The sequence below is a fragment of the Salinisphaera sp. G21_0 genome, assembly GCF_017744115.1.
GTDB lineage: Bacteria > Pseudomonadota > Gammaproteobacteria > Pseudomonadales > Endozoicomonadaceae > Endozoicomonas.
In genome coordinates this window covers 22761-35081 of sequence record NZ_JAGHQW010000055.1, presented here as the reverse complement: position 1 = coordinate 35081, position 12321 = coordinate 22761, and the positions used below count along the sequence as shown (strand labels likewise).

General features: G+C 53.1%; 3 protein-coding genes. 1 reads left to right on the top strand and 2 read right to left on the bottom strand.

Annotated elements, in window-relative coordinates; all coding sequences use genetic code 11:
* Window positions 1-396: 396 nt before the first annotated feature.
* Window positions 397-579, bottom strand: a complete 183-nt coding sequence (locus tag J7439_RS20640) for a hypothetical protein (RefSeq protein ID WP_209203886.1) — start codon at window positions 577-579, stop codon at window positions 397-399.
* A 203-nt stretch (window positions 580-782) separates the two neighbouring features.
* Between J7439_RS20640 and J7439_RS20635 the strand changes: the two genes are divergently transcribed.
* On the top strand, window positions 783-1112 hold the full coding sequence (locus J7439_RS20635) for a helix-turn-helix domain-containing protein (protein WP_209203885.1): 330 nt from the start codon (window positions 783-785) through the stop codon (window positions 1110-1112).
* A 59-nt stretch (window positions 1113-1171) separates the two neighbouring features.
* Here the strand turns inward: J7439_RS20635 and J7439_RS20630 are convergent, their stop codons facing one another.
* Window positions 1172-12244, bottom strand: coding sequence for a pyrophosphatase-like OB fold-containing protein (locus J7439_RS20630; RefSeq protein WP_209203884.1), 11073 nt, complete (start codon window positions 12242-12244; stop codon window positions 1172-1174).
* Between the last annotated feature and the right edge of the window lie 77 nt (window positions 12245-12321).

The window sequence follows — 12321 nt, the reverse complement described above, 5'->3', positions numbered from 1 at the left end:
ATGGGGTTGTGGGGGTCGGAGGTTCAAATCCTCTCGCTCCGACCAGATAAACCCCTTTAAATATAACGACTTACAATCATTTCCTTAAAAATAACTCTGTCGCCCATCCAACAAATCTTCCAACAAAATCCTACCCTTGCCCTGTTCACCGAATGATCGAATACGACAACAGCCTGTCAATTCCGCCCGCTTATAGATAGCTGTACGGCTTGCTCTATAATCTGCTATAGTTCCCCGGACGTTGCAGTTTACTGCTTCGTTCCTTCGTCTAACAGCGAGCACGACAGGCTTAACCACCTGTAGGACAAACGGCACTATGTCGGGCGTCCGGGGAATACAACACCTTCGGGGAACAGCCGGGCTCACGTGCTGAGTGTTAACGCCCGACTCCAGTTTCTATTCCTTGCTATCGGGCATCTGAGGAGTTACATCCTTTGATGCCTGATACAAAACCTCTTCTATTACTCTCAATGCCCTTACTGCGGTTTCTTCAAACGGGCTTCGATTTGTGACCGGTGCTGTTGCCAGTGTCTTCCGGCAAAGCGAACGGGCTTCTATCAGTTGCTTTATTATTTGCATAACTATCCTCAGTTTCGACGGCCGCATCTTAAAGATGCTTCTGCGCAGTTGTTTGCCTGCGCCTATGGTGCGAGAGTGCGGTGATTAAGATTCTGATACAGGTCAATTTTTCATCTAACCTTGTTCCTCGCGCACAATAAAAGCTCTTTTCCTGTGCATCCGTTGCACAATCGCTCTAACAGGCAGCACACAAGGATAAGAAAATGAGAAGAACGTTCGGCGGGCGCTTGCGCCTTGCGAGGCTAGAGATTAAAGCGAGTCAATCACACATGGCTCGCAAGGTTGGTGTGGATTCGTCTACCTGGAACCGTTGGGAGCATAACAAGAGTCATCCGGGGATGAAGGACCTGAAAAAGATTACTGAGCGCTTTGGCTTTTCACTGGACTGGCTGGTGATGGGGGTGGATACCCGAAGCGATGTGATAGGCCGTTTAATCTTTCTATTGAGCAAGCTGCGTCGCCGCGAGTTGCAGAAGATTGTTGAGTGGGCAGAGGTGCGGTGTGAGAGTGATACTCTTTCTGAAAAAAATTAAAGTCACAGAAAACGGTAAAGGGAAGGGCCCGGATCACTCCGGGCTTTTTTGTGACTGCCTCAGTAGCCAGCCTCCCTTATCGCTTCTTCATACAAATCATTAACCTGACTGTTCAGCCGATCAATGCGCTGCTTTTTCAGTGGTGCCGTCATAAACCGGCTGTCCAGAATCTTCCTGACTTCTTTCTTCAACTTGCTGATCTGGCGGCTGTAGCGGTTCAACTCCTTACGACTGTCCAGCGCTTCGCTCCCTTCCCTTTCCAGCTCGGCAGCTTCTTCCAGTCGGCCTTGCTCGGTGTAGTTCTTGATGGTGCTGGCCAGCGCGTTTGACTCCCGTAGCAGGTCGTACATTTCGGTACTGTAGCGGGTAGCGCCTTCGTCGTTGCCACGAATGAACGAACCAATTACCGGGTAGTGTCTCACGCTCCACTCTGGTCGCTCTGGTGCACCCCTGGCTTCTCTGGCCAGTGCATCAGCACTCATTAAGGCATAGCTGCCCAGTGTGCCGAAATACCCTCTTAGCAGGTATTCAAGCCGTTTGGGTGAACGCATCCATTCAGGCGCGCCATCCGGCATGGCTTCAGCCAGTGCCTTTGTGGTTTCGCTGGTCCATGGGGTGTACTGGCTCTCGGGCATCTGGTACTGCATGCCAAGGGACAGGATCGGGGCATCGGTAAAGCTGTTCTTGTTCCGGGCAACATCCAGTGCAGGCGCGATGATTTGAGGCATTCCCATAGCAAATACATCGGTGAACATTTTGCCGATCATCTTCCCGGCCCACTCCCCGTCCTCCCCATTAAAGGCGACGTTGTTGAATACCTCTGGCAAGGTGGCGAAAATCGCGCCCATCTCGAACGGTTTCGGGATTCGGATATGATTTCCATCGGGTAGCCATACGTGGTGCCAGGTTAGCTTTTCATGGTCGGGCAGTTCCTTGTAACGCTCGTCGTCGGCAAACAGGGACCACAAAGCAACACTGGCGGCGGTATAGATCAGGCCTCGGGTAAACATGGCTGCGGGGTTTTCGATACCACCTCTGACCAGTCGATCCAAGCCCTGAATACGGGCATTGAGGAACGGGATAATTTCGGTGAGTATTCGCATACTCTGCCACTTGCCGCGCTTGGTGAAGTTCAATACGTCCTGCGCCTGGTGTGCTGCTTCGGCAATGCTGGCACCGTTATCAATGGCGGCGCTGAATACCGCTAACCGGTTGGCGTTTTCAAACCGGCTGCCGAATTTCTGCCAGCCTTGCCAGCCTTGTTCCAGGTTATCCATTACTCTACGATGGTGCGCCTTGTATTGCCCCGGTGTCAGTTTGCCCCTGATGTTCTCCGGTGTGACTTCATAGAATCCACCGCTGCCACCTCCGGCCATCATCAGCGACCAATGGTCGTCTGACTCCAGACCTTTCTTCACATTGGCAATCGCTTCTGTCATTGACGCATGGAGCGTCTTACCGCCGACTTCAGGATGAACCGTCATCCAGGTAGACAAGGTATCCCGCACAAAGTTACGCGCCATAAAGCCCGGGTCTGCTGTTACCATGGATGTGAGCAACCGTTTCGGCATGGCAAACACTTTCAGAATGCCGTGTAAGGTATCCGGCCCCATGGCCTGCATGGTTTCCAGCAAGTCCTCATTGCCTTCTTTAACGTGGTAAACCTCGGTCTTTCCGTCACGGCTGACCTTGACCGAGCCTTCGCCCATATCTTCAAATTTGATCAGCAAGGATTCCCAACGCTTTTTCTGTTCCTGGTTCAGCGTGTCTTTCTCATCAAGTATGCCTTTGCTGACCAGTCGCTCTTTCACCTGGTCCATGGTCAGGCGAATACCGCCGTTGGTTTTCTCCATGGCTCCGGCGGCTACACCCACATCACTGATGCGCTGCATGGCAATGTTTTTCATGCTGGCATCTATCAGGCTGGCAGTATTACGATAGATCGCTTCCATGGGGCTGATCTGGTCAACACCACCTTCCAGCTGTTTGATGCCGCTTTGCTGGTTGCTTAACCCTTTACGGCGTAGCAGGCTGCTTTGTTTCCCGTCATCCAGCCGGTTTACCCGGTGGAATGGTAAATAGTCGTCGGTCTCCCACAGCTTTCTGCTTTCAGGGTCGATCAATCCGGATTCCTGGGCAAAGTCGAGAATCTGTTTATTGAATGCCTGGTATTGTTTGTGCGCTTCTTCAAACTGTTTTTTCAGTTCTGGTCGTGCGTTGACGTGTCGGTTAATGGTGTCAATGTCAGCCTGGGTAAACAGGTTTTCCCGGCCTTCATTGAGTAACCGTTGCGCCCGTTTTGCTGCGGCCCATGTTTCCCAGACTTCCAGTTGTCCGGCCTTGGCCAGTGGCTCGAAGATTTCCAGTAAACCTTTTGAGCCGTTGCGGACTACTACACTTCCGTCTTTCAGTTGGGGTGTGCCTTTGCCCAGTACAGCGGTCATAATCCCGTCGAGGTTTTTGGTTCTCAATGTGGCTTTGTAGGCTGAATCCTTGGCCTCTTTCAGCTTGCCAGCATTAACCGCCTTTTCCATTTTGGCGATGGGGTCAAACTGGTCAATCATGCCGGTGTAGAATTTGTCGCCGATGGCTTTCCATGCGTCCTTGCTGGCTAGCTCCATATCCTTGAACCAGTGCTTAACCCGGTCAACGATACCGACTTGCTGCTGTCTGCCACCGTGAATTTTATCCATAACGCCCTGCACATCATCGGACAGGTTGGCCTGGGTGGCGCTGGCGGCCAGGCTGTAACGGTTGGTGCTGCTGCTATCTGATTTCGCACCTCCCTTCGGTCCCTGTGGACCACCTTCTTTTAATTTCTTCCGGGCTGCTTCCAGTAGCTCAACCACATCGTCCTGAGTCCACTGAATATTCGGGAACAGCTTTCTCAGTACACGGCGAACCTTGGAAACAAACCGCTTAAAGGTGCTGCTGGTCGGGTTGGTTTCGGCAAGGTGTGCCAGGTATTCCTCGGCAACCACTGCCTTACGGGTCTGCGCGTCCATGCCCTTGAGCTGGCTGGCGTAGTCCTTCCCGATCCGGGCCTTAACATCGGCGGGCATATCGTTATGGATGCGCGCCATGATGCTGTCCATGTCAGAGCCAAGCATCTGTGTAAGTGCCTGGTGCCCTGCCACTTCATGGAGTACGGTACGGATCGCCTCGGCTTCGTCGTTCAGGTTGCTGGATACTATCCAGGCCTGCCCGGTACGGTTGTCAAAGATACCTTTAACACCGCTAACCCCGTCTGCCTCCATCTGGTTGCGGATATGCTGCGGTAGCTGGCTTTCGTTCGTGGCAACATTCACCGTGACGCCTAACTGGTCGCCTATGGTGGCGGCTGCTTTGTTGGCAGTGGTCTGGTTGATGCCCCGGGCGTTATCCCGGTTCAGTCTGTAACGGTTGTCACTGGTGGCGCTATCACCCTCCGACTTATCCATAATCAGAACTTTGGTGTTTACACCTGTAGGCCTGAATGAAGATTTAAAAGAGCCTTCTGGCAATGGTTCAAATACACCGCCATTATCTTCTACCCATTCCTTAAACGCCTGGTCCTGCTTGCGTTGCCGGTCGCCACTGGTGGCCGACATCACAGAAACCAGACGACCTCCTGGCTTAAGCTGGCTGTATGCGTGTTGAACATGCACCATATCCTGCCCTTCTTCAAAGGGGGGATTCATAACAATGCGGTCGTACTGGCCTTCGTGCTCTAAAAAGTCCACGCCTTCCGGCTGGAATCCTCGCGCTTCCAGAAAATCCCGTAAACCCTTCTGGATTTCGATAACCGTAATTTCTCCGTCAGGGTTGGCCTCTCTCATCCGGTGGGCAATATCACCTTTACCGGAAGACGGTTCCAGCATACTCATACCGGGCTGAATGTCGGCATGATCTAACAGGGTGTCGATAGTGGCGTCCGGGGTTGGGAAGAATCCAGGGTATTTCCTGCCGACTAAATCCAACTCCATCTCTTTCAGCCGGTCCCGTTTTACCGCTTCTACGCCCTTCTCAACTTCGTAGAGTTCTCTAAGAGCAAAGCGTAAAGATGCTCCATCGGTAATACCCATTTGCGCTAAACGGTGTTGTTTCAGAAAGGGTTCATAGACTGCTTCGGCTTCCCATTGTAACCGGCTGCTTGCCCCTCTATTTTCTCTGGCGAAAGTTTTCAGTTTATCAATGTGCCGCCACAATGCCGGGTGGTTCAGGTCTATATAGTCTTCCTGGTAATTCTCTATTGCCTTGAGCATGCCTTTCGCTGCCTGCTTGTAGCCTTTGGTTTCGCTCATGGCTTCCAGCAGGTCTTTTACTTTGCTTGTCCAGACTCTCAGATCAAAATTGGCGTCAGCGACTATCTGATTAACGGTAACGCCTTCTTTCCATTGGTAGTTGTCTGCACTGCCCGGCTCTCGCTCTACCAGGTCGCTGCTCTTCCATACTGCATTCCACTTTAATCGGTTGCGTATGCTTAACAGTTCTTCAAGCTGGGTGTTGGCATTAATGCGAGACAGCAGCTTGACCATTCCCGCTTCAGTTGCCTCGGCAATCTGACGCAGTAAACGACCATGCTTGATAGAGTTCTCGGCGGCTCTCCATGCTGACGCGGCTTCTCTGGCGCGCTTCGCGGTGTTGGTTTTCCGGTCAGCGTTAAGCGCCTGCTCACCACCCTGTTCAAACTCTCCGGCCATCTGTCGCAGCTTCTCCAACCGCTTTTCCTGTGCGGTCTGTTTCTTCTGCTCAAGCTTGTTTGAAGATTCCATTTCACCGGCCAGTACATTGATAAACTGCTGCCGGGTATCGTCGCTCTCAAACTGGAATCCGGGGATAGCGCCGTTTTTGTTAAAGCCAGAATACCAGCCGCCCAATGCCTTGGCTTTGTTCCGTAGCTCGTTGAACTGTTCTCGCTCTACCCGACCGTCCAGGGATGCCACAAATAAGGGTATCCCTTTCTTGGCGTGAGTAGTCTCGGCGGTGGTGTAAGCGGTGTCGCCTGATACCCCGGAGACTTCCGCTTTTTTCTCGTCGGCTTCTTGCTCTTTGTTCAGACGCTTCTCGGTAATCAGGGCGTCAAGCTGCTCCATCTGGTCAGGGTTTAATGCGTCCTCCCCTTTGCGTTCGATAAAGTACTGGTATTCTTCCAGTGTCTCAGGGTTATCAAGTGCCTTTTGTCGCTCTTCGTTCTTCTGCTTTGCTTCGGCTTCTTGCTTCTTCCGGTCCTCTAGATAGGCTTTGTAGTCGTCTTCAGTTACCTTGTTAATCGCGTCGATACGCTTCTGAATCCGGTCCTCGCCTCGAATCACTTGCTCAAAAGAAATGGGGCCGTCACTGGTTCGTTTGCCAACCTTCAAGCTGTTAAGAACGGTTTCAAGGGCAGACTCTACCAGTGCGCCTTTCTTATCATCCCGATGGAATGCAGCAAAGTAGCGCCCCATGCGACCAAAGATCTTGTTCTTGGTCATGCTGGCAAACTCTGCGCGTAGCCCGTCAATATTGCCGGTGATACCTTGGGCAAGTGCCTGGTATTCAGGGAATGACATTTCCCCGTCCATCATGGAGCTGATACCGTCAAAGGCTTCGTTGATGGTGGCCTTGCTCCAGTCCGGCGTTCTTTGCCCTGCTTCCTGTTTTGCGGGCTGGCCTTCAGACTTCTGTTCTGACTGGCTCTCTGTTTGCGGCTTGCTGCCTTTGGGTGGAGTGGGTTCAGTGTTGTCCTCTACTGGCTTAGCCTTTCCTTTGAAGTAATCGGATAACAGCTTTTTAATGGCGTTATTAACACTGCTGCCTTGTATGCTTTCTCCCTGCTGTTGGTAGATAGTCCCGTCTTCGGTTTCTATCTGTGCAATGGCTTCACCATTACTCCCCGTAATGGTTACTCTGGCACCATCGGACAGAATCGAGTAACCGCCCATATTGATATTGCTGTATACCTTACTGGCGCTATCCGTCTTCAGGTTGCGGGGCTTTTTATTCGCCTCTGGCTTGCCGGTCTTGCTTTCACTCTGCTGAGCTGGCTCCCCTTTGAGCTCCTGCCAGCGTTTATAGAGATTGGAACGACCTCCGAATACCTTCTTATAACCACCCACCTTTTCCAGTGTTTGCTCAATGGTCGCCATCGTCTTTTGTGCGGCTTCCGGTGAATGGTTGTGCAGCTTATTCAGAAACTCCAGCGCCTTGCCCCGGAAGGTGTTTTTATCCATGCCCGGTGCGGCAATCAGTCCAGCGTAGCTAGCCAGTTCCTCAATCAGCTTGTTCTCAGTCTGCTGGTTGCGCTTCTGCTCGGTGGCTTCTGTATCTCGTTGCTTCTGTTCCGGTGTCCTGGCATCCGATACCGCGCGGGCCACATCAGGCTTGAGCGCATTAATCCGGTTGTTCAGTTTCTCAAGAGCCCGATCATCGGCGTTACCCCGCTTTTCGGCCTGTCTGCTGTTGAAGTTGTTCCGGCCTGCAATGTGTGAGGATGCTACGCCTGAACGGACAGCAAAGTACGCTTTCTCGGCTTCCAGGTAGTCGGCTTTGAATTGCTGAATAGCGGTATCAAGGGCGGCTTTCTGCTGGTCTGTTTCTGCTTTCTCCAAGCCTGCTTGATAGACTTCCTTAACCGTTCTGATAAACCCTTCCCGATAGGATTGCGGCGCGTTGCGGCTGCTGTGCTGAAAGGCGTCTTGTGCGGCTTTGTAATGGTACTCGCTATTAAGGGTGTCGTCGTCTACCTTGCTGGATAGCTCTTTTACTTCAATCTGCTGCTTTGATGCAGGCTTGGTCGTGTCGCCATTCTTCAGCCAGTTCTTGAAATCACCCATGCTGGTCTGAGTGACTTCACCTACCTTCCAGCCATTCTGATAGTTGGCCTTGTAACCATTGATCGCTGACTCCCGATCAGTAAAGCCAAGCATGACTTTATGCTCATCAAAGGAACCATCCTTGTTTACCTGGTCAACAATAAAGACTTGCTCGCTGTCAGTGTTCTCACCAACGAATACATCAATATGGTCCCCGTCTGCACCTTCAGTCCGTTTGATATAGCCGTAGTCGTGAGCCATGGTAACAGACCACTCGTTACCATCAGGATCGGTGCCGGAACGGGTAGAGCCTCGTTTGTTCTCCAGACTGATATCGAGCCCTTGCAGCTTAATGTGTTCTTTCTTGTAGTTGCCTGCCTGTTTCTGGGCTTCGGTGGGTTCAGGGTTGGGCTCTGATTCCGATGCTTTGGAGTTGGCTCCGAGCAAATCAGCCTGCCCCCTGGCTGCGGCCTGATCGCTGGCAGAGTCAGAGCCAGACAATACAAAGTCGTTCGCCTCTTTGTCGGCGTCGCGTTTCTGTCGGGCTTGTTCTTCTTGCTGGCGGGCTTCGGCTTCAGCGGCCTGCCGCTGCTCGGCCTGCTGCTGAAGCTCCTGCTCGGTTTGGGCGGTGAGAGTGAAGTCGTCTACTTCTTGCGGATTGGTACCACGTTGCTGTTCTGCTGGGCCTGCTTCTTCTGATTGTCGGCCCTGAACCGACTCTTGCCGGTTTTCTCTTCCCACTCCCTGAGCGCCATAGCGTACTGTCGGGCTTGTTCTCTGGTCAGTGTCGCCATCTTCTTCTACCTGGTTAAATTGTTCGTTGGCCTGTGCGTCTGCCAGCGTGGACAGCTCTCTTGCTTCTGTTTCGATTAAATCCCAGTCTTCACCATCAAAGGTGCTGGCGTCAAGGTCTGTCTTAGCATCAGCATAGCCTATAGCGACTGGCTCCATCCGATCATACCAGTCATCAGTGACAGCGTTATCCTGCCTTGACTGATCAATATCAGCGGCCTGCTGGTTCAGGTACTCCGGCTTATCAAAGTACGGGTCTGATTCGGCCTCGTCCAGAATCCGGCTCACTTCCTGACGGTAAGCCGGTGACAGTGGCTCTCCTGCCAGCGCTGCCCTGACTGCCGGCGCGGTGACATTGCTGGCACCACTGGCTGCTCTCAGGCTTTGCTGCTGCGCTACCTGACTGTAATCGCCCATGGCCTGAGAGAATCGTGGGCGTCCTGCGATTTCTTCCCAGATTGCCTCGCTCAAGCTGTTAGCGCCGTATTCCTGCCCGTTCTTGTCAAAGTATCCGTAACCGGCCAGTATGCGCCCCATATCGTCCATGGTTTCGCCTTGCTGTTTGACAAAGCGGCTAGCTAATCCTTTGCCGTTTTCTTTTGCCCATACCGGAATACTTTCGGCTATAGAGTCTTCTACGGTGTCGGTTCTCAGACCACCCAAACGACCAATAGCGGTCAGTAATGTATCGTCGTCCCTTACCTTTCCGGCTTTGCCTTTATCCTCTCTGGCTTTTGCTCTTGCTATAACGGCTTCTGACTCAACCTCCTGTGCGGTCATTTCAAGGTATTCCCGGTATTGCTGATTGCTTAACCGGCTGTCGTAGGCGGTGTTATTGGCTGAATCCTGCCCGGACAGACGCTGCTGTTCTTCCAGATTGGTCTGACGAATATCCGCCATCAGGTTATTGAATTCATTCATCCGCTGGCTTTCCAGTGCAGCCCTGGCCTGTTGCAGCAAGCTGACACGGTTCACGGTAGCAATGGGCTTGCGTCGCGCTTTGGCCTGCTCCATGGCCGACTTTTCTAAGCGTTTGGTTTCCTGAATGAGTTGCTTTAATTCAGAAAAATGTGACTTGTCACGGGGGTCGCCCTGAAACTTCCGCATCAATTTGTTGAGCTGTGAGGCTTTTTCAGAGTACTTCTGATAGTCGCTATCATCGCCAGTGTAGGCATAGCCCGGGTGGTTCTGCGCGGCTGCGCTTTCCCGGTCGATTCTGGCCTGCTGGTTAATGGCTTGCAGGTTGTCAGCGGTATTGCCCCGGCTATCTACATAAGTGCGTCGCTGGTCTTCCAGTGCCATGGGTTGGACGGGTTGTTGTGGCTGAGGTGCCGGTTCAGGCTGAATAGCCGACTCGCGGGGATACCCGGGATGTTGTCTTGCCCTTTGATCTTCTGCAAGGTTCTGGCGGTTGTCGCTGGCTCGTCCGTCACGGTCAACATACAAGCGGCTTTCGTCGGTCAATGCGGCTTGTTGTGGTCGTATGGTCCATAAGCCATTATCCAGCTGCACCGGATTACCCTGGATGCCATTACGCTGCATAAACTCCTGTGCTGCGCCACGGTATGGGAATAGCTCTGCTTCTGCCTTTGGTGCGGTTTGCTGTTGTGGTTGCTGTGTCAGCGTGGGCTGTGCGGCCTGTTGCGCCTGCCTTGCCTGAATAAGGTCAGACAGCGGGATATATTGGCCTTCCAGTACACGCTCAAAGTTGTTGTTCTGCTGTTCTTCCTGCGGGTTGATACGGGTGATAGCGCCTTGCTGCTCTGCCTGCTGCTGCACCTGATCAGGCATCCCTACCAGAACATAACCGCCGTTGACCTTCTGGACCATAAATGGAAAGCGGGTCAGCTTCATCCGGTCCGCGTAGTCCTGAAGCTCCACCATAGACTTGAACGGCTTGCCGTCATCACGGCCTATGCGCTGCTCGCCCATATCATTAAATGGGTTGGTACGGGGTGCGCGGAACTGATCGCCCTGTGCGCCCTCCCGTTGCCCTGCCGGACGGTTGTAGTCTACCCCGTCACTGCCCCACTGCTGCCAGTCGGCTTGCTGAGTTTCTTCATTCTGCCCGGGTCGTGTTTGTGGCTGGCTCGTTGCCTGCTTGATCTGCTGCTGAATCCGGGCATTGGCCATAGCCACATCCCGGATCTGGTTAAACGCGCCTATCCTTCGGCTGGTCCGGTCTTCGATGTTGGCAGCGGCCTGATCCCGTGCGGCAGTGGCTTCTTTCAGCTGGTCGGCCAGGAACTCCGTATCAGCGCCATCCTTCTGCATTTCCATTTCAAGGAAGCGAATATCTTCATTGCTTTTGGCCAGCACCTGGTTGGCGTTGGCAATATCCGTATTAAACTGGCTGATTTCCTGCTCAGCTGCCGCCATGGTTCGCTGATTGGCTGTGAAGTTTTCTGCCAGCTGCTCCTGCGTCGGCTGCTGATTACCCCGGCTGAATACACCAGCACCGGCTCCCATCGCCCCACCGGAACCTGCACCCAGTAACGCGCCGGTTGCCGCTACGTTGGCAACGTCCTGCCATTGTGAACGGCCATCAATACCGGCCAGTTCTGTATTAGTTGCCCACTGTTGTCCACCGCCTTCAAAGAGTTCCTGCACACCTTCGGTGCCTGCACCGGCCGCACCACCTTTAATGATTCCCTGGGGCCCTTTGCCGGTGACAATCTTCTGAAGCTGCGGACCCAGAACCGCCATGGATGCCAAACCGATACCGCCTGCTTTTGCGGTAGCGCCTGCGGCCAGATCTTCAGCCAGCATCGCCTTGGCTTTATCGAACGCCTGACGTTTGTTGTCCGGGGTTTCCTGATAGGTCTGGCGGTAGTAGTTCTGGAACTCTTTGCTGCTCAGAAGCGTCTGGTCGTCCAGCGCCATGACTTCCTGATAGGTCTGGTTGCCTGCGCCACCACCCACCATAGCGCCGCCAACAGTACCGTGGCCAAGCACACTGCTGGCACGATCAATATTTTTATCCAGCTTGGCCAGTCTGCCTGCTGCTGCCGTTGCGTCCGTAACATTATCTGCGGCCTCCAGTGCCTTTTTTGCCTTGCCGTAACCGGATAGCGCCTTACCCCCGTACTGCAAACCTTTGCCCAGCAAACCACCGCCTGCCATCATGGGAGCCATGGAGCCCAGGCCCGATAATGCACCATAGGCAAAGCCTCTGCCGGTAAGCTCCTGCCCTTCACCAAACCCGAAATTTTCCACCGCCTGGATGGTGGAAGGGCTTCTGTCTTCTGCCCAGTCGTCCGCATAACCACGAATGCCTTTACTGACAGCGTTCGGTGTGCCTCCAGTAAAGAACTGCGCCATATCCGCCGTGGCCGATGCTGCACCCGACCTTATAGAGTTCCAGGCATCATTCAGCTCGCCAGAATAGACATCTCCCCTTGGTGCGGTGTACTTATCAAACTCGCTGCGGAATTGTGCCGCCTGCTGTTCATTCCAGCCATACTGATCCACGGTCTGCTGAATAAAGTTGTTACGGATAACCTCGCGTTCGTAGTCGTTTTCGGCTTGCTGGTATTGAGGGCTGCGGGTGATTTCTTCCCAATTCATTAGAGCGGTTCCTGAATTCTGGTGGAGTCTGGTTTTTTATACAGGCTGGCTATCCATACAGTTATTGTACTGAACAG

Excerpts from the sequence above, each read along its gene's own strand:
- J7439_RS20640 (WP_209203886.1), bottom strand. The coding sequence starts at position 579 with ATGCAAATAATAAAGCAACTGATAGAAGCCCGTTCGCTTTGCCGGAAG.
- J7439_RS20635 (WP_209203885.1), top strand. The coding sequence starts at position 783 with ATGAGAAGAACGTTCGGCGGGCGCTTGCGCCTTGCGAGGCTAGAGATT.
- J7439_RS20630 (WP_209203884.1), bottom strand. The coding sequence starts at position 12,244 with ATGAATTGGGAAGAAATCACCCGCAGCCCTCAATACCAGCAAGCCGAA.